The sequence below is a fragment of the uncultured Shewanella sp. genome (assembly GCF_947491715.1).
Lineage (GTDB): Bacteria > Pseudomonadota > Gammaproteobacteria > Enterobacterales > Shewanellaceae > Shewanella.
On record NZ_CANLKR010000016.1, the window covers coordinates 48,716 to 73,313 of the forward strand.

The 24,598-nt window shown below is 42.6% G+C and carries 15 protein-coding genes; 2 read left to right on the forward strand and 13 right to left on the reverse strand.

The window, feature by feature from the left end; translation table 11 throughout:
- Positions 1-47 precede the first annotated feature (47 nt).
- The 12 genes from Q0779_RS12365 to Q0779_RS12420 form a co-directional block, all read right to left on the reverse strand.
- Positions 48-1,229 (reverse strand): toxin C-terminal domain-containing protein, encoded by a 1,182-nt coding sequence (locus Q0779_RS12365; protein ID WP_298772966.1) that lies wholly within the window; start codon positions 1,227-1,229, stop codon positions 48-50.
- A gap of 183 nt (positions 1,230-1,412) precedes the next feature.
- Entirely contained in the window at positions 1,413-1,889 is a 477-nt protein-coding gene (locus Q0779_RS12370) for a hypothetical protein (RefSeq protein ID WP_298772968.1), read from the reverse strand.
- A 246-nt stretch (positions 1,890-2,135) separates the two neighbouring features.
- Positions 2,136-2,648, reverse strand: coding sequence for a hypothetical protein (locus Q0779_RS12375; RefSeq protein WP_298772970.1), 513 nt, complete (start codon positions 2,646-2,648; stop codon positions 2,136-2,138).
- Positions 2,633-3,919: an AHH domain-containing protein gene (locus Q0779_RS12380; protein ID WP_298772972.1), complete on the reverse strand. Its 1,287-nt coding sequence runs from the start codon at positions 3,917-3,919 to the stop codon at positions 2,633-2,635. Before Q0779_RS12380 ends, Q0779_RS12375 begins: the two co-directional genes overlap by 16 nt.
- 195 nt (positions 3,920-4,114) lie before the next feature.
- On the reverse strand, positions 4,115-4,420 hold the full coding sequence (locus tag Q0779_RS12385) for a hypothetical protein (protein ID WP_298772974.1): 306 nt from the start codon (positions 4,418-4,420) through the stop codon (positions 4,115-4,117).
- A 2-nt stretch (positions 4,421-4,422) separates the two neighbouring features.
- Complete coding sequence (locus tag Q0779_RS12390; RefSeq protein ID WP_298772975.1) at positions 4,423-8,310, reverse strand: DUF637 domain-containing protein; 3,888 nt, start codon at positions 8,308-8,310, stop codon at positions 4,423-4,425.
- Positions 8,311-8,323: 13 nt separating this feature from the next.
- Complete coding sequence (locus Q0779_RS12395; protein ID WP_298772976.1) at positions 8,324-11,137, reverse strand: hypothetical protein; 2,814 nt, start codon at positions 11,135-11,137, stop codon at positions 8,324-8,326.
- A gap of 354 nt (positions 11,138-11,491) precedes the next feature.
- A complete protein-coding gene (locus Q0779_RS12400; protein WP_298772977.1) occupies positions 11,492-11,917 on the reverse strand; it encodes a hypothetical protein in 426 nt (141 codons plus the stop codon).
- Between the two features lie 431 nt (positions 11,918-12,348).
- A complete protein-coding gene (locus tag Q0779_RS12405) occupies positions 12,349-14,055 on the reverse strand; it encodes a hypothetical protein (protein ID WP_298772978.1) in 1,707 nt (568 codons plus the stop codon).
- Between the two features lie 437 nt (positions 14,056-14,492).
- Positions 14,493-16,592: an NAD-dependent DNA ligase LigA gene (gene ligA / locus Q0779_RS12410; protein ID WP_298772980.1), complete on the reverse strand. Its 2,100-nt coding sequence runs from the start codon at positions 16,590-16,592 to the stop codon at positions 14,493-14,495.
- Between the two features lie 72 nt (positions 16,593-16,664).
- Positions 16,665-17,840: a cell division protein ZipA gene (zipA, locus tag Q0779_RS12415; protein WP_298772982.1), complete on the reverse strand. Its 1,176-nt coding sequence runs from the start codon at positions 17,838-17,840 to the stop codon at positions 16,665-16,667.
- A gap of 23 nt (positions 17,841-17,863) precedes the next feature.
- Complete coding sequence (locus tag Q0779_RS12420; protein WP_298772984.1) at positions 17,864-21,280, reverse strand: chromosome segregation protein SMC; 3,417 nt, start codon at positions 21,278-21,280, stop codon at positions 17,864-17,866.
- 253 nt (positions 21,281-21,533) lie between these two features.
- On the opposite strand from Q0779_RS12420, the gene cysZ reads away from it, so the two are divergent.
- Positions 21,534-22,307: a sulfate transporter CysZ gene (gene cysZ, locus Q0779_RS12425; protein WP_298772985.1), complete on the forward strand. Its 774-nt coding sequence runs from the start codon at positions 21,534-21,536 to the stop codon at positions 22,305-22,307.
- 286 nt (positions 22,308-22,593) lie between these two features.
- The gene (gene cysK / locus Q0779_RS12430; protein WP_298772986.1) at positions 22,594-23,562 is read left to right on the forward strand and encodes a cysteine synthase A; all 969 of its coding nucleotides are present in this window, start codon (positions 22,594-22,596) and stop codon (positions 23,560-23,562) included.
- 76 nt (positions 23,563-23,638) lie between these two features.
- Here the strand turns inward: cysK and Q0779_RS12435 are convergent, their stop codons facing one another.
- The gene (locus Q0779_RS12435; RefSeq protein WP_298772988.1) at positions 23,639-24,385 is read right to left on the reverse strand and encodes a TetR/AcrR family transcriptional regulator; all 747 of its coding nucleotides are present in this window, start codon (positions 24,383-24,385) and stop codon (positions 23,639-23,641) included.
- Between the last annotated feature and the right edge of the window lie 213 nt (positions 24,386-24,598).

Consider the following 24,598-nt stretch of genomic DNA (forward strand, 5'->3'; position numbering starts at 1 on the left):
AATTAACACTAACGCCTATTTTTTTAACATAAACATGAATAAGTAAATTAATCACCAATTTGATTTAAATTAGCATCAAATGTACCCAAACGGCCTTTTTTGCTTCCTAGTTTTTCAACAGATTTAGCCATTTTCCAAACCCCACCATTATGTGCGCCATTGCCATCACCACTACCTACATCACGCGATATATAAAGATCTTTCTTTTTATTATGAAAGACTGTTTCACCATGTGTTTTAAACTTTGTTTTTTCAAATCCCAACTTTTTCGCAGCTACAGTTGCTTCTTTTGTAGTCTTATAGAAAACCTCTCCAGGTTTCGCTGTAACACTATAATCTCCTTTTTTATCGCCATTCCCAGATCCTTTCCCTGAATGACTATTATGCCATGCCTGACCTTTGCCGGGTTTATAAGCATTAAGTTTATCATTACTGATGCAATCATACAGATATTCAAATTCATAAATGAATTTTGGATCAACGCCCCGCTTTTTTAATTCATCAAGTACGGCGCCTGCGGTTTGCTTAACGGTTTTGCCAACAGTAAGATCAACGGCGAGATCAATCCCAAAACCAATGGCTGCATCAATTAAAATTTCTTTTTGTTTTTCAGGCGTGGCTTCGCTGAACCCCTCAAACTTGTCAATCAAATCCTTAATCGATTCTATGACACAATAAGCCTTATAAAGGCTATAGGCGCCCATGAAGAAAAACCAAAGCGCATTATTTTCAGCGGCATTGGCGCCTGCATCCGCTGCAATATTCACATCAGCATTAGCAATAAAGGCACCCAGTGCACTGCCTAATTTGGCTAGATCTACGCCAGTCTTTTTAAGATCGAGTAGCCTTTCCATGGCCGTTTCAAGGCTAGTATGAGTTGCAATTTTAGCGGCTTGTTGCTGCTCAGTTAATGCCGCAAAGGCCTTTTCATCCATGCCAAGTTCAGCCAGAGCTGACTCAAGGTCGTTCTCAGCCTTATTATAGGCTTGCTGTGATTTAAAGGTATCAGCAATCACCTCCCCAACAACCGCACCACCTGCGCCGGATAAACAGCTGATTTTGTTTTTCTTGTCGCTACCATGAACATTGGCAGTGGCTAAGCCTATGCCACAACCCAAAGCGGCGTGGGACATATAGCGTACGACTTGATTAATATCATTGTTTTTAGCGGCTTCACCAATCTTGCCTGCCATGTTTTTACCCAGCTTAGCGATGGCGCTGGTTTGCATGGTTTGGACTTTTATAATTTAAAAAAAGTGATCGCCCAAATCCCCTAAATCGCCGCCATAAACCAGCGTATTGACCCCGGCACTGATGGCTGATTCGGTAGAAATACAAAATAAAAAACCACCGTCAGTGTTAGTTCTGGCGGTGGTTTTGAGAACTTAATTCATGAATTTTAGGTGGGTTGGTTAATCTTTAATTAAATTCATCTTCCTTGGCAGCCAACCTGCTTTAGGCTCGGTATAGTAAGGTAAGATTTCATTGGGAAATAAAATATCCCATATCAATCGCTTAGCAATCAACTTTAACATTTCAGGGTGGTAGTCATCTGCTCCATTAACAAAATACACTGAATCTTCTGGATAAATTTCATCCCAATAAGAACTTGCTATACAGTGAAATCCTTCGCCCAGTGGCACTTCTTCGCCCGCATTATTTTGATTCAGTGCATTCCAAAATGCCTCATCGGCCTGAAAGGCAAAAAAGAACTCTTGCTTTAAGGTGGCAAAAAATGTTGCTTCATTCCTTAAATGCATATAATAAGCTCGTTCCAGCATGTCCTCCACATCCGGGCGCTGTAATGGTGAGTCATAATGGTCTTCGTAACCGTATTCATTCTCATCAACAAATGAATAAATCAATTTGTACAAATAAGTAATTTTCATTATTAATAGACCTATTGGTAATATATAAAATGTTATTTTTTCTTCTCACTGGCGACTTTATACAAACAATAGTGGTATTCATGTGCCCTTATTTTGAAGCAATGGACTTCCCAGACTTTGCTAGACAAATATCTCATCCCGATTGAATCACAGCTCATAAAAAAACCACCGCCAAATGTGATATCAGTAGCGGTGGTTTTGATTGAAATTACATCAATTAACGATGAGGAGGTTGGTTAATTATTGTTAATTCACTTTTTTGTAAAAAACTAGGTTGTTTATGTGACCATTACTTTCAAAACCACAAGGCCAACCTCCCTGTAAATATACTGAAAATATTTTTTCAAAGAATATATTCTTTTTTCCTAAAACTACCCTGCTATGCATACAGGCAAAAAGATCTGAAACAATATCATCAAGTAATTCTTTATGTTCTAGCGATAGCTGATTCAATACACATTGATTTAAATTATCTAGCTGTGAAGCCAGTATATTTTCAACATCTGGAAACACTTCTGATGAAGTATAAATAATATCCCAAATTTCACTCATTTTATCAGAACGAAAATCACTCCAAGTCAGCTCTTCTTCACCATAGACACTTTCCCATGCCATCATTTTTGCCCTATCAATATCAAAAATAATACGCTGATCCGAAACTTCACCTTCATGCTGCTTTAAAAGTGCACCACTATTTAAAAAATCAATAATTTCATTAAATAAATCTGTATATTTACCTAAATCTACTTGTTTATCCATTGTAACCACACTTCTGTTTTAGCCCCATCCTTATTTCGAACTGGCATGCCCGATTCTGTAATACTTCTCAATTTAACTTGTAAATCGTATACTTGTTTTTGTAATTGAGCAATAGGTAAACTATTGTCCATTTCATTTAAGCTTTTCCTTACCGCTAAAGTATAATTAGGGTGACTCCCTGTATGCCTAGGCAAACCGCTAATAGAACCTTCAGGCTTAGCTTTGCTCGCTGGTAAAAAAATGCCGTTTGATGCGTCATCTAAATCCATACCCACTTTTTTTAAAATCGGATGACTTTTCAATTCCGAGGGAATTAAATGTTGAGCTTGATAACCCGTCCATGAATCTGAACGGTTTTTCCCCATAGACTCATTCAAATTTTTACCAAGTTTAGTTGAACTCCCCCCTGTTACTACCCCGGGTTTACCAGAAAGCAACCTTTGAGGTTGATCAGCTATCGATACAGAAGGTTTTTGACCTATTCCCAACTTAGGATGTTTAAAGGTGCCTTGTTCAATTTGGTTAATGACATCTTCAAAGGCTGCATTCAATTTTTTGCCAAATTCAAATTTATTGAGCCCTGCTGATAACAACTTAGTCGCTGCTTTACTCCCCATAGTCATGATGACTTCAGCAGCAAAATCTTCAGCTACACCTTTAATCATCTGAATTTGTTGTTCTTCTGGAGCTTCTTTAAGATCTTCAACAAATGCTTTTATATCATCGACTCTGTCGGCTAACTCACACAACGCAATAAAATCAGCATAGAAGAACACGCCTCTTAGGATCTGACCAAATACGTTATTGTCTACTGCATTTTCAGCTGCATCCGCAGCGATATTGACATCAATGTTTGCAACCATCGCACCGACAGCCACACTCAAACGAGCTAAATCTACCCCTGTTTTTTTAATATCTTGCAACTGATCTATCAACTGCTGATAGTCTTGCTCTAAGGTTTTATTTTCAGGATCTAACCTTAAATTAGCCAGCTTTTCAGCAGCTTTTAATTGTGTATTATCATAATCTGACTGACTCTTATAGATATCCCCTATCACTTCCCCAGCCACAGCGCCACCTGCACCCGATAAGCAGCTGATTTTGTTTTTCTTATCGCTGCCATGAACATTGGCAGTGGCTAAGCCTATGCCACAACCCAAAGCGGCGTGGGACATATAGCGTACGACTTGATTAATATCTTTATTTTCAGCCGCTTCACCAATCTTACCCGCCATGCCTTTGCCCAGCTTACTGATAGCGCTGGTTTGCATGGTTTGGACTTTTATAATTTAAAAAAAGTGATCGCCTAAATCCCCTAAATCGCCGCCATAAACCAGCGTATTGACCCCGGCACTAATGGCAGATTCGGTAGGAATACAAAATAAAAAACCACCGCCATTATTCGTTCTGGCGGTGGTCTTGAGAGCTTAACTCATTAACTTTGGAGGAGTGATTAATTTTTACAACTAATCATACTCAAATTTAACATCAAACTCCCCATCGGGAAACAAGGTAAAAAAGCACTTTTTATAGAGGCCTTTTTCCTTGGTTGAGACCAATTCGGCGAGATCATCAAAATAAAAACCCAGCAAATCTGGCCCACCAATAGAGATAAGCTGACTCTCGTCATTTAAATATTCAACTAAACTTCTTGTATGCGTATCACTCAACCTTTCATAAACCACGTCAATTCGCTGCCAGTTATCTTGCAGATCATTGTTTAACGCATTGGCAATGGCTTGGTAACACTCAATGGGATCGACAAAATCCAAGGTTAACCTCCTTCTTTATTTGCAAATTTTTCTGTAAATACTTTACCCTCATTAACTTTGTATTTTACTATATAGCCATCTGGCCTGACAGAAGTATTTCCGGGTTTAAATACACTTTTAAATTCAGCCACGACGGTATCGCCCACCTTTAAATGATCCCTTAGCTTACGTTCCAAACTGGCGTACTCTTTACCATTTAATTTACGGTTTCCGGGTGAAATGTTGAGATCTCCGCCTTGAAAGCCAAATTGATCAGCCCCCGCATGGAAACCAATATCATTAGTTTCTCCTTTATGACCAATCATTCTATCATCATAAAAGCGATTACCGCCATCTTGTAACCTTAAACGGCCAGAGGAACTTACTCCTCGACCTAACTCATCCGTCGTATAGGACATCCCATCAAATTCATACACCGTATTCGGTTTAGGATCTTTACATGCCGCACGATATTCGTCTCTGGTTTTTAACGATACGGTTTTTAGATTCGGATTAACGTGAGATTGGGCCTTATCATCAACTTTTGTAGGTTTTTCATGAGTAACAGGTTTCCCTTTCTTCCCAGCACCCGGCTTGTACATCTTCAGATTGCCTTGTTCAAGCAAATCTTGCACATGCGCTAGCTCATCAATAACATGCTTGCCTACGCCCGTTTTTTTCATTCGGGTGATGATCTCATCCATCACCTTACCCGTGCTTTTTCCGATAACGGCACTTTGCAACTGATCAATGGCGAATTGCTGTAACAGCGCTATGCGCTGTTCATCTGACGCATTTTTTAAGTCATCGACAAGCTTAATGACATCCTTGATACTTTCATAAAACTCATAGGCTTTGTAAAGAAAATAGGCGCCTTGCAGCGCAAACCAAAAAACATTATTTTCAACCGCATTTACACCTGCATCGGCGGCAATATTGACATCCGCTTTCGCGATAAAAGCCCCTAATGCAGTACCTAGCTTAGCAATATTCACACCACGGTCTTTTAAGGTTTTAATGGTTTTTAAGCCATTTACCAGTGTATAATTACCCGCAATTTGCTTTTGTTGTTCTTCCGTAAGTGAGCCTATATCCTTAGTCGTTAAGCCGTATTTTGCTAACTCATCTTTAACCTCAGTAACCTTATTGTTATATTCTGTTTGGCTTTTATAGATATCCCCTATCACCTCCCCAGCCACAGCGCCACCTGCACCGGATAAACAACTGATTTTGTTTTTCTTGTCGCTACCATGGACATTGGCGGTGGCTAAGCCGATGCCGCACCCCAAGGCCGCATGGGACATATAACGTACAGCTTGACCTATAGACTTTTCGTCAACAGCAGCACCGATTTTCCCCGCCATTGTTCTACCCAGTTGATTTATGGCGTCTTGCTGTAAGCTTTGAACAAATTGATCACCAAAATCACTTAAATGACCATGGGAAAAAATGGTATTGATCCCCGCATTCACCGTTGCGCGAGTTACCATTTGTGTGGCTTGATTGGCTAGTTGAATGCCAGTATTGACCTCTTTAACAACTTCACCACCTTTGACAACTTCTTGTGTGGCATCAAAAAAATCCATACCACCGACATATTGCAAGGCCCCCGCTGTGACCATAGACTGGGCAACCGTTCTTACCGTATCTGTGGAATGCATTTGCTTAGCGGTATCAATTAGCCCATTACCATTGGCCAAACTTATGGCGGTTTGGGTCGATAGCGCTAGCATACCCGCAGCAATGGCGGCTTCAAATGTAGCCGCCATTCCTGCCATGCCCACGGCACCAGCGGCCGCACTGCCAGCAATCGCTGCACCGGCATTAGCAGCCAGTGCAGCTAGGCCAGCGCCACCCGTTACCACCGCCATCGCAATGGCGATCACCGCCATGGCCGCTGGGCTTAGGTTGCTGGTTTTCTTGTGTTCATGAATGTTAAGCAGTGCTTGATAGCTGGTCTCTATGTTATCGTGGTACTCAGGGTCGTTATAGAGATCGGCCATCCATGACAGGCCTTCGGTTTTACTGAACTCATCGAGAATGTCATCTAAGGTCATGTCCTCACTTTGACCCAGCTCAATGCTTAAGCCATGAGTCGCATGAATTTTGACGCCACCAACAATATTGTTATACACCGCAGTGTCCACTTTATCGTTAATGGTTTGGGTTTTAATCTTCCACATGCCTTTTTTGACACGGTTCATGAAGTAGTGATCTTGCTCTTTAGCCAGCAGCAAGTTTATCGCGCCGTCATTGGCATTGATTTGGGTACCGTCGCCGGATTTAATCTCGGTGGCTCTTAGCGTAATATCACCAAAATCTGAGGCGATGAGCACACCTTTACCCGCCTCTAAGGCCGAGCGAATGGCAATGGTTTGAAACTCTTGCTCTTGCAGGGTAACGTTACCGACTTTACCGTGGCGGCTTTGTTGAAACTCATCGAACTCGTTGGTGATGTAAATGCCTTGATCGGCCAAAATTTCAATCACGCCTTGATCGGCGGTTAAGGTTGAGGCATTAATTTGAATGACGCCTGAGGCCATCAAATAAATGCTGTCTTTGGCGCTTAATACCGAGGCTGTGTGACTGACAACCGACTGCTCTGTGTCATAGCCGCCCACTTTATCATTGCGCACATAGCTGGTTTGTTGGCTGACAATGGCAATATTGCCGTCGGCCGTCAGCATGATCGACCCTGTTTTACTGTCGACCTTACCGCCTTGAATGATGATGTCATTCATACTGCGAATATTAATGGTACCGTTGGCATTGACGCTGGCAATGGGGCCTAAGCGGGTGCCTTGCTCATAAGGTGTGGCGTAACGGTGCACCATGGTTTTTTGCAGGTATTGATTGGCCACAATGTTAACATTCTGCTTGGCCGATATCGTGCCAGACAGGTTTTGCAGCGTGCCGCCCACCAGTAGATTGAGATCCCCTGATGCCACCACAGTGGCATTGGGTTTAACGATAAAGTCCCCTAAGGTTTTAATAAAAGTGTTACGTGCACTATAAAGTTTACCCGCATTCACTGTGACGCTATTAAAGGTTGCCTTACTGCCGCCAATGCGCACTTCATGGCTGGCTAGCATCACTTTTTCGACATATTCTTTGGGCAAATGCACTATGGGCACTAACACCCACTGACCGTTGATTTTACGTCGCTCGGGCCAAATGAAGTTTTTGTTATAGCTGTTCACTTGGCTTTGGGTCAGCTTGTCACCAAACTTAATGCCCCACTGAATAGCGGATTTGCTTTTACTGAAGGTCAACGCGGCAGCATACAAGGCATCAATTTGTATAGCCTCAGTGGCATAAGCTTCACTGACTAGATTGCGGTTCAGCAGGTTAAACACTTGTGAGCGAATGAGCCGAGATTGAACAAACTCATCGCCAATGAGTTTAGGCACACCAAAATGCGGAATAATAATGGTGATATCCCCTGTCATAATGGGGATCATGCTGGGGGCTGGCAGGGCCCGTTTATTGTGTTTGAGCAGCTTTTGCTGAAAGCTGGCAATGTCCTGGGAGGCGGATTTTTTACCCACCTCCACATAATTGGCGCGCTGGTAGAGATGCTTGTCTCCTTTGGCACGCTCAAATTGGGCGCTGCTACTGACGTCGCCTTGAAGTTGACTGTCAGTAATAATTTGCGCCGCCGAGGCCATACCGGGCACGACAATTTGCGCTAGCATCACAAAAGCAACAAAATAAGCCGTAAAACGTTGCAAAAGCGTCTTTGGCTGCTCAGTTAAGGGGTCTTCTTGCTGAGCATGTTGGGCTTTTTGCGCCTCTGTCAATTGCTGCTGCATTTGCCCTAAAGAAAAAGGATTGGATATGGGTAAACCAACAAATTGGCGCAACAAGTTCGCGGCAGGGCTCATCACCCTGCGCGTTAAAAAAGGTTTCATTGATTCCGTTCTCTTATTTTGGTAAGTAAGTCATGAGTTTTTTAAGAGGGATGGTTTTTGTGATTTCTTTTTTCACCCCCCTCACAGGTACTGTACAATGTATGACTTGATGACCACTCACTATTACTTTTTTATTATCTTTCGTACTCGTATGAGAAATATATTCATATCGGACAACTCCAAAATGTTGGCATGGTACACCTCCCTCAATTTTCTCATTCAAGTTTTCAAAATAGTTCTTTGCTGCCGCTTTGATCTGATTCGGGGTATAACCAGTATCCTCAATCTCTTCATCGGCTACAGCTTCGTTAAGTAATTCTGTAATGCTTTGAGTGAATTTTTTGGTTTCTTTCTTGTACGCATTATTCCCTTCAACTACGATATGTTCAGTATTCTTTTTAAAAAACTCACCCCAGACTTTTAATACAAGAGCCTCTTCAACACTTAATGGCTTACGGATTTCTAAGGTACCATGCAGTAACGTTTTGTCTTTATTGAGGTATTGCTCGATCACTTTAACAAGATCATCAGGAGCCTTAAAATAGGTTATTGAATCAAGATACTTATCTACTGCTTGTTTCTTTTTATGCTCTAATACATCGAGATCATCTATCACTAAATCAGCCGCTTTATTATTCACCCCATAGACACTGCCATGAAAGGCCAATAAGGTTTCCCCTTCAATACTGGTGGTAATGTGTTGACCCTCACACTGACGCGAGCGCATACAATCACGCACATTCATTAATGAGATTTGATCAACTTCTTGCGTTAAATTCAATCCAATACTGTGAATTTGAGTACCTTTAAAGTGACTGTTTTGAAATAGCTCCACATAAGAAAACTCATTAATAAAAGCGCCCTTTTTCTGAACCGCTTTTGAGTGATTTGCCATATGGAGATCACCAAAAGTATAAAAACGTGCTGGAGGGGAATAAGCCACTATTTTGGAAATAGCCCCCACACCCACTGTTCCTACAGCTTGCTCTTTCGGTTTTTTTGGATCATAAATTTCTTGATTGTAGGCAAACACTTTGGTCTCTAACCCATAACGCTCATTGCTAAATGTGGGGGTATCTATGGTGACCTTACCCGCCTGATTCGCACTGATGATGGCAGATGAGTTTAATAAATACAGATGCGCTTTAATATTGAGTTGGTTTTCAGCTTGAATAGACACTTGCTGCGCTTGCCGATTATCCACTTTAATACTGGCCGTCCAAGGCTTATTTTTAGGCGCCGTGATCTGATAGGGGTTAATGTTCTCAACGGCTTTTGCCTCAATGGCCAAGGTACTTGCCAGAATATGCGCCGATACTTGTTTATTGACCTTACCCGTTTTTTCATTGACATCATAAAAAATACCAAACTTTAACGCCGTTGGATCCCTCGTTAACGGTAAGGCTTTTAAACTGCCATCAGAGTAGACTTCTCGCTGACTTCGAGAGCCATTAATCACAAAACCTTTATTGGCTTTTAGGGCCATCTTGGTGGCTTTTAGTCTGCCGCCAAAGCTGTTGTGAATATTATCAGTGGTCTCGATATTAAGCGTGCCTGCGGTGATCTTATCATTATTGATCATTCGCTTGGCGGCAATGTCCACTTGATTATCGGCTTGAATAAGACCTTGTTGCCTCACACCACCTATGGCCAGCAATTTTGCATCGTGGGTGATGATTTTCGCTGACTTAGCAATGCTAATTCCCGCCACAGATTTAATGCTGAGTAGATTATCTGATAGCAAGGTGCCTTTCAGATCCACACCTTGATGTTGCTTAGTGACTTTAGATGCCGCGATGGTTTGCAAATAAATGCCTTCATTGGGGGCATAGAATTGACCATTATGGGTACTGGTGGCTAATATATCAGAGCTTGTATTGAGCTTGGCCCCTTTCGCAATGACGATTTTTTTGGGGCTGGCAATGGCAATGCTGGCCGCCTTTAGCTCGCCGCCCACAGTATGGCTTTTACTGCTTTCCTTAGCCGCTTTAATGGCTAAATCATCATAGTTAAAGGTGAGTTCGCCGCTATAGAGGTTGATCCCCCCCGAGCCAACTGTTTTATTGCCTTTGGGGTGAACTATGTAACCGCCTTGCGGGTGCAGATCCGCATGTAGGTTTAAATCAACCATACCTGCTGTGGCAATATTATCCGCCAATAACTCAAGGGACAAAATACCTGGCGCCGATAAATTGTTCACCTTAATAGTGCCACCAGAGCGCGCGGTTAATTGACCGACCTTGCCCTTTTTAAGCATGTCTTCCGGCTTGCTTCCCATTGTAGCAACCGCCATGGTGACACGGTTAATATTGTCAAAACCACAATTTTTACAAGTGATTGTTTGTTTAGCCCCTTTCACCAGCAACAGAACATCAGCGGGTTGACCGACAATTTTAATGTCTTGCTGTAAATTCATTTTTGTCGCTTCAATGACAATGAGCTTAGCGGGTGCTTGACCACGAAAAGCTCCCTTTGAATCGCCACCATTAAAAATGACTAAAGGTTTACCCGATACGGTAAACTCAGTGAATTTATTGTAAGAAATTCCTTTTTTGGGTGCCGCTGGTACAAACATATCCTGCTGAGTATTAGAGTGCTGAATAAGCTTACCCTTAACCTTATTGACAGCTTGCAAGCCAAACGTTGATGCATTGACTGAGAACACACAGACAAACATCATACTGATGCACAAGATCAAGCCCATCATGCTCTTCACAACATGATTAAGACTCTTCACCACAGGATCCACTACGCAGGTGCTCACACTTGCATTCACAGGATTTAGCCGCCGACTCTTGTGTCGGCGGCTATTGAACAATAACTTCATAAAACAACCTTAATTGGTTTAAAAAAATAAAAGAGAAGGAAAAATAAAAGACCCACAAGGAAGGAAAATCGAGGCCATCACATTTGCATGCAGGTATTTTTGGCAACCTAATGCGGCAGGCAATCGATAGGGCAATCTCAGACCACAGTCCTTGTGTGTTTTTACCTTTTATAAAACACTTTTTATCAAACCGCTGGCTTAATCTCAGGGCTCACATTAGGCGCTTAAACTCAGTGCTTAATCTCGAAACTAACATTAAGAGCCAAGACTCAACGTTTAGACTCGGCGCGGACACTCACTGAGTCGAGACGCTATCTCAACACCTGCCAAGCGTGTCATAAGTGCAGCTAAACATTAGCCAACACGATAAAGGCGAATATACCCATTAGCACAATCTCCTTTTGCATCATAACCAATGTTGGTTTTCTTCCCTGTTGCAAAGGCAGTTAATAAACGCGCTAACATCTGCTGACGACGATCGGCAGGCGTTTTTGCTTCTATCGCAAAATAAGTCGTTTTACAGGTTGAATGTTCCGGCATCTTATCAAGTACAACTAAAATCATATCTGTGTGGGCATAAGTAACCACAGCGGTCACCACACCCACTTTATTCGCGTCATATTTTGCGCTCGCCCCAAAGGCACTACACAGTCCAAAAATGATAAGACAGGCTTTCAACGTATTGCTCACATTCCCCAACCACATCAACCTAGCTAACCTAGCTAACCTAGCTAACCTAGCTAACCTAGCTGATAGTTTATTAACGCTTAACATACTCATTGTTATCCTTTTGTTCCATTTAACTAATACAATAAAGCTATAATAATAAAACCCACACTCATGCCACTTGACCCGCAATATGTGGCAATTGACTGCAACATATAGAGATATACAGTGACATATAGAAACAAATGTTAACCATGAGTTTTAGAGGGGTTGGATAATAGCGGTTCGTTAAACACTTGCAACAAGCATGTTTGATATTAGGCTGTTTTTAAAGCAATTCAATACCAATGTCTAATAGGTGCTTATAATAAGAAGAAGGGAAAAGGAAAGGATGAACCTAAGTTAGCAGCTAAGCGAGTAAGAAGAGCGGTTATCACATCAAGGAATAACCGCTGTCACTGCCATGTACACCATAAGTGTGCTCATGCTAAATATACATGATTTTCATGTATAGCTTTTTATAACTTGATGCACGTAAAAATGCGTTATTTCCACGTATAGCTTAAGCTTTTATCACCAACGGAAATGCGGCCATAGTATTGAAACTGCCATTCTTTCCAGTTCCATGTATAGCTTTCTTTATAGCTGGAGGCACGAATAACATCAACAAAGGCACTGTAACTGCCATGAGTTTGTACATTGCCGACATAACTGCCCCACATTTGTCTGCCTCTGTCACCTTTGCAGCTATAAATACCATTGTTTTTATCGGTACAATCTCGAAACATGGCCACATAACTGTTACCTTTGCGACCCACAAGCCAGCGGCCTTCTTGCTGCCACTCATCAAACTCACTCTCAGGCCAGTAGACATTCACTTTAGTGCTGATCTCCCCCAGCCCAAAAGTATTCGCTAAGCTTATCTCCGTATTGGGCCAATATAAAATAAGGGCTAAATTATCTTGTTGGAATACTTTCGGTAAGTGGGTATTGGCCGTATAAGGTCGGTAGGTTTGCCAGTCATCCACATTCCCCGATAACGGCCAAACGGCAACATCATCTGCAACTGCAATAATCGGCCATTGCTGATAGCCATAATACCCACCCCAGTAATTATCCATTGAACTCAATGCTGAGCCCGCATGTTTAAAAACATTCAACTTAGTGCCAGTGAGCACTGAGCTGCGACTAAAAGTCGCACCTATGGTCGCGGCAGTATCGGCGAACCATTGCAAAGCATTAGGAATACCAGCAAAATTTTTAAAGGCTTCATGCTGTGAGAGATCATAATGATTGATGGTCCACAAAGTATCTTCGGCAACCGAAGGCGCAAAATAGCCCCCCATACTCCACTGAAATACCGTTCTATCTTCACGATTGAGGCGGCTATTTAAGCTAAAACTTTCACCTAATGAGTGACCGTTGACAAATTGCCCCGAAAACTGTGGTTGCCAAGAATCAAGCACTGGCGTCATATCCAAAGCACTTGTGGCCAAAAAGCTGACATCCATTCCTGGATTTTGTGGCACACTGCCTATGCCTGTAAGTAAATAAATCAAGCCATGATTACCTGGGTTTCGATAATGCTCGGTATAGCCCCGGCCCGCCGTTGGCGCGAAAGTGCCCGCCTCTGTGGTAAAGAGTAAAAACTGTTTGAGCAATTTTTGTGCTGCTAATTCAGCTTTGGCTTTAATTTCGCTATCTATGGCAAAATCCGCTAAATTGAGTAAGCCCGCTAAGGTAAATTTATAATACACGGGAGAATTAAACTCATAAAAACCATGAGCGACTTTTAAGTCTAAATAATGCCTTAGTCTTTGTGCTAACGTTGGTGTTGGGGCTCGACCAAAGTGCTCATGCAATAACCATTCGCTGGACATCCACATGATCATATGATTTTCAGACCAATACTGATATTTTTTCTCGCCTTGGCTGATCCAATACGGGAAATGCTCAATGCCCGTCAAAATACGATCATCATACTGATCGGAATTGAGTAAAATACGTATGAGTTTGATTAGGCCAAAATCGGGGATCCCAGCGGTTTGTATATTAGCTATCATAGCTTCAACCATGGCCGAATTCTCTATGCCTTGATAGCTTAGTGCCAGCATATTGTCATGGTTTGGGGAAACTAAGGATTGAGTGAGTATTTCATCCACTCGATTTTGATATGATTGACTATCCAGCGCGTTAACGGCTGGCGAAAACATAAAAATAAGCAGCAAATAAACACAATAAAATGGTTTCATTGAACGTCCTCCTGACATTAAAAGGGGATCACCTGAGACATGGCCCAAGTGCGCAGTAAGCACTTATTAAACTATCACTAAGCCAGTGCCCAATACGCTAACCCACTTTCAATGTCACAAAAGCATCCGTTTCTGCTTTACGACTCAGAACATTTTTGTGTCTATTTTTCCATTAAAAAAGCCAGTCACACAATGTCACTGGCTTTGATATAAGCCTTTATTCAATCAATTGACTCAATAAGCGAATAAAAAAACATTGGCCTCACTAAACTAGCATTCATTCCGCCAAACATTAATTAATCATTAATTAATCATTAATTCTTCATTAACTATTCGCCAATCAATGAGCCACTCCCCATCAACTAAGATCAGCACGAATCATTTAATGATGGATTAAACGGGATCATCACAAACTTGATAGTCAGTAAAGCCAATCCTTACTCATTAGCGGCCAGTACCTCAATTAACTCCGCCTCATCAATAATTTTCACTCCTAAGTCTTGGGCTTTGGTTAATTTTGACCCTGCGGCTTCACCAGCAACTAAACAATCGGTATTTTTCGATACACTGCCAGCCACTTTCGCACCAAGTGCTTGCAACTGAGCTTTAGCGTCATTTCGATTCAATTGCGTTAAGGTCCCTGTTAATACCCAAGTTTGTCCTTTTAACAATAACGCCGTATCATTTACCACTTCAATGGCAGGCCAGTTCACCCCCGCCTCAATAAGTTTATCGATCACTTCAATATTATGAGGCTGACTAAAAAAGTGCACCAGATGCTGAGCCACAATTGCGCCGACATCCTCCACCTCAATTAATGCCTCCACAGTCGCGACTGTGAGGGCGTCTAAGGTTTTAAAGTGCGCCGCTAAATTGGCCGCTGTGGCTTCACCTACTTCACGAATGCCCAAAGAATACAAGAATCGAGCAAAGGTAGTTTGCTTAGCATCATTAATAGCGCTGGCCAGTTTAGTGGCCGATTTTACGCCCATTCTGTCTAGCATGGTCATGGCCGATGCTGACACATGAAATAAATCGGCTGGGCTTTGCACCAGCTCTTTATCGATGAGCTGCTCAACCACTTTATCGCCCATGCCATCGATATTCAGTGCCTTACGTGACGCAAAATGTTTAATGGCTTCTTTTCGCTGGGCTTCACAAAACAAGCCCCCCGTGCAACGCGCCACCGCTTCCCCTTCGATGCGTTCGATATCACTGCCACACACGGGACATGTCTCAGGAAATACGATGTCTTGTAGCCCTGCTTCTTGTGCTTTAGTTTCTTGTGCTTCTTGTAACTGAGTCTCTTGTGACTGAATCTCTTGTAACCCAGCCTCTTGTCGTTGAGCAGCGCGCTTTTCAAGCACAACAGCCACAATTTGCGGAATAACATCACCTGCACGGCGAATAATCACGGTGTCACCCACTTTCACATTTAAGCGGGCAATTTCATCGGCATTATGCAACGTCGCGTTCGATACCGTGACTCCCCCCACAAAAACGGGCTTTAACCTCGCCACTGGCGTAATGGCGCCCGTTCGTCCCACTTGAAAGTCGACCCCTTCTAATAAGGTCATCTCTTCTTGGGCTGGAAACTTAAACGCGGTGGCCCAGCGCGGCGCTTTCGCCACAAACCCTAATGCTTGTTGGGCATTGATGTCATTGACTTTAATGACCATACCATCAATTTCAAACCCTAAATTATCTCGGCGACTAAGAATGCGAGTATAGTAATCCATCACCGCTTTCGGGGTTTCGCACAATGCCACCTCACGGCTCACCGGCACGCCCCAATGTTTAAGCTGCTCAAGTTGACCATAATGCGTGGATGATAATGGCCACGCCTGTGGCTCAACTACCCCCAATGCATAAGCATAAAAAGACAAGGCACGGCTCGCGGTCACTTTGCTGTCTAATTGCCTCAAACTGCCCGCCGCTGCATTACGAGGATTAACAAATAACTTATCCCCTTTTACTTTGGCTTTTTCATTGAGGGCATCAAAAGCCGCTTGCGGCATAATCACCTCTCCCCGCACTTCTAATAACGGCGGAAAATCATCGCCTCTCAGGCGTAAGGGGATGGCCTTAATCGTTCGTACATTCTCAGTGATATCCTCACCGACTAACCCATCTCCCCGTGTTGCAGCTCGCTCAAAAATGCCCTTTCGATAAACAATGCTGACCGCTAAGCCATCCAGTTTGGGCTCACAACAATAAGTGAGTGTCTGATCCATTTTGTCTGTCAGGCGTTTATTAAATGCATCAAAATCAGCTTCATTGAACACATTATCTAAGCTTAACATGGGCTTTAGGTGGGGTATTTGATCAAATTTTGACAGGGCTGCTCCACCCACACGTTGAGTCGGTGAATCAGTAAGGCGATACTCAGGGTGTGCCTGCTCAAGGGCGGTGAGTTGTTTTATCAAACGATCGTACTCAGCATCTGGAATACTTGGATTATCATCCACATAATAACGATAGTTATGAGCATTGATTTCTTGTGTCAATGCCGCCATTTCAGTTTGTACTGAGTTCATTAAGTTCAATCCCAAAAAATGAATCAGGCTGTGCTTATCGCACAGCCTTTAAAAAATAAAGAAATAGGAGGGTTAGGCCGATAGCGCTAATTGATTTTTTATACGCTGTAAATACGCTTGTTTAGTGGATTCGCCCCATAATTCTCTGCCGCCATCCAGTACTTGTCCCTGCAAATCATCGGCAATTTGGTGCGCACAATTTAGCATGATTGAAAAATTCATTAACGCATCACCATGGCAAGGCAAGGTCATAAAAAGCACGACCCCTTGAGTCGTAAACTGCTCCATATGATCGGGATTGAAAATCCCAGGTTTCACCATGTTCGCCAGTGAAAATAACACTTGCCCTTTTCCTGCATTGTCTTGGTGACGATGAAAAATATTCATATCACCAAATTTAAAATTCAAAGTCAATAAACAAGGTAGTAACTCTGCACCATTAAAGGTATCTCCTTCTTTGGCCGTAACATGCAAAACAAGGACATCTTGAGGCTCTGCCAACGCATCTTGCTCCCCTTGGGAATGAATTGACTGATGTTCCGCAGTGGCAGCTTGAGGCTCCTCATCTGTTGAAGGTGAGGCACAGTGCTGAGATTGATTCGGCAAGTGCTGCTCCTGCTGGGCTTGCTCTTCGTTAACAAGCGCTTCATTTTCATGTCCAAAGAGTAGCGCATCTTGAGAAGCCACAGTGTCCACATGTCGACGACTCAGAGGGTTAGCTGGCATGCTTTGCTCAGCAGCTCTTTTCTCGGAAGAAGAGGGCTCAGAAATACCAGGCATTTCGGTTAAATGTTCAATATCAACCTGATGTTCAGCTAAAGACTCATGCTGAGAGGCAACAGGCTCTGAAGTGCTCAAGCGTTCAGCGCCTGTCATTAAACTCGTGTCTGCATCATCGGTATGCGCTCTTGTTACAACTGGAGCGGCTCCTTGATAGAGGCTCTTATTATCTTGAGTGGGTTTAATCGCTGTTTTTTTCCCTCGCCCTGCAGGGACATTTTTTCCACGCTGAGCAACAGATGGACTCGATGACGCAAGCGGTTTGGCTTTACTTACCCTTACCTTCCCGATCCCATCAGCATCAAAGCCTTCTGCATCTCGATCGGACTTATCTGTAAAACACCCTTTATTCGACGCTTCTTTTAATGATTTTGGTTGCTGTTTTCTAATGGACCAAAAACCATGCACAAGCACTGCGATAATTGCTATCGCACCTAATATAAGCAATACCAGTTGCAAATTTTCCATTGGCTACCCTGTCTTTCCTGTGTTTATTCTGCGTCAGCCATGGCTAACGCTTCATCAATATCTACCGCAACTATGCGTGACACGCCGGGTTCATGCATAGTAACGCCAATAAGTTGATCTGCCAGCTCCATGGTGATCTTATTATGGCTAATATAAATAAACTGTACCGTTTGCGACATTTCTTTCACCAAACGGCAAAAACGTTCGACATTGGCATCATCTAATGGTGCATCAACTTCATCAAGCATACAAAAAGGCGCTGGATTCAGTCTAAATATAGCAAAAACCAAAGATAATGCTGTTAACGCTTTCTCACCACCAGACAGCAAGTGTATCGTGCTGTTCTTTTTACCTGGCGGCCTTGCCATAATAGTGACACCTGTTTCTAACAGATCATTGTCTGTCAATGCTAAATAAGCACTGCCCCCACCAAATACTTTAGGGAATAATTGCCCTAAATCTTGGTTCACCTTGTCAAAGGTTTCTTTAAAACGAACTTTGGTTTCTTTATCAATTTTGTTTATCGCGGCTTCAAGACTCCTTAATGCTTGATTCAAGTCTTGATCTTGACTATCTAAATAGTTTTTTCGTTCACTTTGTTGCTCAAACTCAGCAATTGCAGCAAGGTTTACGGCCCCGAGGGCTGAAATGCGTTGTCGTAAAACCCCCAAATCTTTTTGACGCTTATGTGACGAATACTGACTATCGATATTCTCCATCACACTGGACACATCAATATTGTGCTCTTTTAGTAAACGTATTTGACTATCAATTTGTCCATTAATTCCCTCTCGACGCAATTTTATCCCACTCATGGATTGCGTCAACCCATCCACTTTAGTCAACCATTGCTTTCTATCTTGAGTGACACTATCACAAGACAACTGAATGTGGGCTTGTTGAGCACGGATTTCGGTTAACTTTTCATCTTTTAATGCTTGTTCACTCAGCGCATTAGAAAGCTTCAGTTGCAATTGCTCTGTATTATCACTCTCGGCACTCGTACCTTGTTGAAACTGCGTTTGCTTAAGATTCGATTTTGTCGTTTGCAACTCTTTAATGTTTGAATGCTGTTGCTCCATTTTCTGTTGATTGACCGCTAACTGCATCTTCAGTAATTGTAATTGACTTAACGATTTTTGATATTTTGTCTCAAACTGAGTCAGCAAAGCTGTTTGTTCATTCACTTGACATTGTTCGACCTTCCTTGTGTCTTCTAATTGCTGTTGTTTATTTTGTTCAATACCGAGACGGTCATGCAACTCACCGTACTCGAAGGACAACTTGTCTATCGCCGACTGCTCTAGCGCCATCTCCTCATTCAAGCTTTGACTGTATTGGGTTAACTGTTCAAGTTGCGCTTGATTATGGACTATCTGTTGTTCCCTTTCGGCTATTTTTGATGTCAAAGATGCCATGCTCAGCTGGCGGGTTTGCAAGCGTTCATTATTCTCAACTTGACGTTCTTTTAACTCTGATAAAACCATTTGCGTGTCTTGCAAGGCCTGCTCAATTTGTACCAACCCTTGCGCTAACTCTTTCACATGCTGAGTTAATTCACTCTGCTCACGCTTGAGTTGCACCCAAGCCACATCTCCATTACCTGATAGTTTCTTAAGCACAAAACCGTGTCCTATCATGAAACCATCAGCAGTCACCATCATGTCATCACTGCTCAGTTCAGGTAACAAGCTTAAAGCGGCTGATTTATCGCTAATCCAATGAACCTGACTCAACCAAGGCGAAAGATTGACTCTAGCTTGCACCACCTCATCTTTATACACATCATGTAGCGTAAAGCCTTCTTGGTTTGCCCCCACGAGCGTTGGCATTTTCAGTAATCCATCAAACACCAATTCTACCGCTTTTTCCCAACCCGCTTTCACCTCTAGCTGCTGCCATAAGGCTTGTTCTGCTGCAACAGGATCCTCTCTGTGTAATAAACGCGTCACTAGGCTTAATCGACCCTGTTTCTCCGCTAATGACTGATCTAATGTCGCTTTTTCAGCTTGAATAGACAGTGTAGACTGCTCTTGAGATGTGATCTGCCCTTGAAGGTCTTGTGCTAAGGCAACGCAATTCTCATGCTCACGCTGACTATCTTTTAATTGCAGGGTAAACTCACTGATACCATCTTGGGTCAATCGCATCTGTAACAGTTGTATTTGCTGAGCCGTTTTATCTAGTTGTTGCTGTTTTTGAGCATAAATCACTTGGTGGTGTTCATGCTGTTTACCGGCCAACTCAAAAGATAATGTCAGTTGAGAAACAAGCTCATTTTGCGCTTTCAAGGCGCCATTTAAATGAGATACCTTCTCATTTAAATGAGCAAATGAAGCTTTATGCACACTCAATTGCGCCAAACTGCTCTCATTATCAGCTTGATGCTCAGAGATCTTGGCCATTAGTTGCTCGTGCGCTTGTTCATCTTGCTGATTTTTTTGTTGGTAACGCGCAATGGATGCATTCAGTTCCGTCATTCGAGATTGGAGGTTTTGCTCTTGTTGCTGACGATGAGTTAAGGTTTGCTCAAGTTGATTAATGCGATTTTTGCCTAAATAACAGGCTTCGACTTGAGTTTGCTCATCTTTATCAAGCTGGCTCAATGTCACTTGCCACTGGGTTAAGGATAAATCCAGCGCTTGTAATTTAGCGGATTCGGCGGCCAAATTTAACTCCGCTTGACCCAGCTCAGAGGTTAACGTATCACTTTGCGTTTGAAGCTCTTGATAACGCATCACTAATAACTGAGCCTCTTGCTCTCGCTCAGCCTGTTTTAATTCCCGATATTCAAGGGCAACTTTGGATTGCTCAGAGAGTTTTTCTAATTGCTTAGCAAGCTCAATACGCACATCGCTTAATCGCTCTAGGTTCTCTCTCGTGTGGCGCATGCGATTTTCAGTTTCTCGGCGGCGCTCTTTATAACGTGAAATACCTGCCGCTTCTTCAATGAAGACTCTCAGCTCTTGTGGCTTAGACTCGATCAACCTTGAAATAGTGCCTTGCTCAATAATGGCATAACTGCGGGGACCTAACCCCGTTCCCATAAACAAATCGGTGATATCGCGGCGACGGCATTTTTGTCCATTGAGAAAATAACTGGAATCGCCCTCTCGGCTCACTTGACGTTTAACCGCAATGGCTTGATAACTCGCATATTCACCAGAGAGGCGACCATCAATATTTTCAAAAGAAAGTTCAACACTGGCCACAGAAACAGGACGACGAGCACTGGAGCCATTAAAAATAACATCTGTCATGGCCTCACCACGCAGATTTTTAGCCGAGCTTTCACCCAGCACCCATCTTACGGCATCAATCACATTGGATTTGCCACAGCCGTTCGGGCCAACAATCGCTGTCAGTGGGTTAATAAAAGGGATTTTAGTGACATCAGTGAACGACTTAAATCCTGCCAACTTTATCTGTTTGAGTCTCATTTTGTCAGTGTGTCGGTCATGTCAGAACTCAAAACGGCATCATATTCTAAAAGGCTAATGTACTCAAAATGATGCATTCAAGCTCCCTTGGATAATGCAAGTATAGATAAAAATAAGAATATCCCTGCACTTTACCAAAGCCTGCCCTAATTTGTCATGTTTTATTGGCGGATCTGCGCTTTTAACTTGTCTTCAAGGGACGAGTGGAACACAATCTAGGCATTTAGTATCAAATTCAATGAATATGGACGATATGAAACCTCAAAATCTCATCAACCAAAAAACGGGCGTCAATTATTTCCTAATGGGATTTAGCCTAATTAAACGCCCAGGACTGCGCCGCTTTGTGTTTATCCCCTTACTGATTAATCTGATTTTATTTAGCGGTCTATTCTATCTTGCCGTTAATCAATTAACCCATGTGTTTGATTGGCTCTCTGCACAATTACCCAGTTATTTAAGTTGGCTCAACTTCATCTTATGGCCCCTTGCCATTATCACACTCTTGGTCGTGTCATCCTTTGTTTTTAGTTCGGTGATGAATTGGCTTGCCGCCCCTTTTAATGGCCTGCTTGCCGAAAAGGTCGAACAATTATTATCAGGCCAGCCCTTAAATACAGGTTCCAACATGGATGTCATTAAGGACATTCCTCGAACACTGTCTCGCGAATGGATAAAACTAAAATACTATATTCCACGCGCAATTGTATTTTTAATCCTATTTTGGGTGCCCTTATTAGGACAAACAGTTGCCCCAGTATTATGGTTCTTATTTACCGCTTGGATGATGGCCATTCAATATTGTGATTACCCTTTTGACAACCACAAAGTGCCTTTTGATGACATGAAAACCGCACTGAATCAAAGTAAAGGGAGTTCGTTTAGTTTTGGTGCTATGGTGACCTTATTCTCTATGATCCCTATTATTAACTTTATTGTCATGCCCGTTGCCATCTGTGGAGCGACCGCCATGTGGAATGATAAATACCGCGCAAACTTCAAAAACCCCGCCATTGCTCCCGAGTAACCTAGGTTTTAAAAAGCGCATATTTTTTTACAAGATTAAAGTATGCGCTTTTCTTAACCAAGCCTATAATACTTAACAAAAACGGATCCCTAGTAATATCCATTTCATCCAATGGACTTATTTTAGCGAATGCTCATTAACCATATGAGTAAAATGCTTTTTTTTATAACATAGAATATACATTTGCTTTTTAATAACCAAAAGTTATAAAGCAGAACAAACAATCACTTCTATTGACGCTCAAGGTGATTATGCTTGGAGGGTCCATAAAAAAGGAAAGCAGCACATGAGTAAAATTTTCGACGATAATTCACAAACCATCGGCCATACCCCACTCGTTCGCTTAAACCGCGTTAGTCAAGGTAATGTCTTAGCCAAAGTAGAAGCCCGAAACCCCAGTTTCAGTGTGAAATGCCGGATCGGTGCCAACATGATTTGGGATGCGGAGAAAAAAGGGACACTCACCAAAGATAAAGAGCTTATCGAACCCACATCCGGTAATACAGGCATCGCCTTAGCCTATGTGGCTGCAGCGAGAGGCTATCAATTGACTTTGACCATGCCTAATACCATGAGCCTTGAAAGACGTAAGTTACTCAAAGCCTTAGGTGCAAATTTAGTCTTAACAGAAGGGGCTAAAGGCATGAAAGGGGCCATCGATAAAGCCGAAGAAATTCGCCAGTCTGCGCCTGAAAAATACGTATTACTGCAACAATTTAATAATCCTGCAAACCCTGAAATCCATGAAAAAACCACAGGTCCAGAAATTTGGAATGATACCGACGGTGAAGTGGATGTCATCGTTGCAGGCGTGGGCACAGGCGGCACGATTACGGGGATCAGCCGTTATATAAAACACACTCAAGGTAAAGCCATTACATCAGTTGCGGTAGAGCCCGTTGACTCACCCGTAATTCAACAGACATTGGCAGGACAAGCCCTTCAGCCTGGCCCCCATAAAATCCAAGGTATTGGTGCTGGTTTTATTCCCGGTAACTTAGACATCAACCTGATTGACCGTGTTGAAACCATCACCAATGACGATGCCATTGAAATGTCATTAAGACTCATGAAAGAAGAAGGGATCTTAGTGGGCATTTCTTCGGGAGCAGCAGTGGTTGCTGCCAATCGCATTGCCGCTTTGCCTGAATTTAAAGATAAAACCATTGTGGTGATTTTGCCTTCAGCAGCCGAACGTTATCTATCATCTGTACTGTTTCAAGGTGAATTTAGCGACGCTGAAAACGTGCAGTAAATAGCCTTTGATAATGAATATTGCATATTCCTAACGAATGTCCCCTTCCCTTAATCTAGACGGGGACATTTTACTGTCAGCCTACCGCATTCGTGATCATCGCCCTCACAATCGGCTGAAAATGACGCTCAATCATATTATCTTGCTTCAACTCATAGACTTTCTCTTTTAATGCCCAAGCACAGCCCCATGAACGACTTAGGTATTTTTTATCATATTGGGCCGCACTCATGTTCACCAAATACTGATACTCTAACCATTTGATCACGCCTAATACTTGATGGGCATCAATATAAGATGCTGATTCTTTTGAACCCACTTGCTTTAAAAAGCGTTCAATACTATTAAGCATGGCCTCATTTAAGCGGCTAACAGCCACAGCGAGTTGTGGATTACGTAACGCTTCCTCATGAAACGCCATTTCAATAATACAATCATCTGTTTGTGCTACTTTTGCTTGCACATAATGGCAGGCTATATCACTTAACGCCTGAATAAGCTGTTGCTTATCATTGTGCTGTACACATTGTGCAGGCCACTCACTGAGTAGTCCCCAACTCTTATGTTCCAGTTTTTCCCGCATCCATAAATGCTTTTCAGCAAAGTAAGTCAGTGCATCACTGATTAAACATTTTATATCGCTGAAATAATAAGTCGTCGACGCTAACGGCACCTGAGCCTGTTTCGCCACAGCACGGTGACGTACGCCCCTAATACCTTCTTGGACAATGACCGCTAACGTTGCTTCTAAAATCGCAATTCGACGCGCTTGCCCATCTTTTCGACTTGCTTTTCGTCCCACATACACTAATGGCTGCAACATAGTTATCCCTTTATCTCCTGCGGCAGTCAGTCACTTATTCAAAACTATCAAAGTGCTTAATCTCTCTCGAACAGATCATTAACCAACAAAAATTTCTCCGTCATTGCCCATTGTAAATAATCACAATGGCAACTCAGCATAATGGGTTTTTTTGACAAAAAAAAGAGAGAAACATGAAGGATAATGGCTTTGATGCTTGCGGCTCTTTAATGC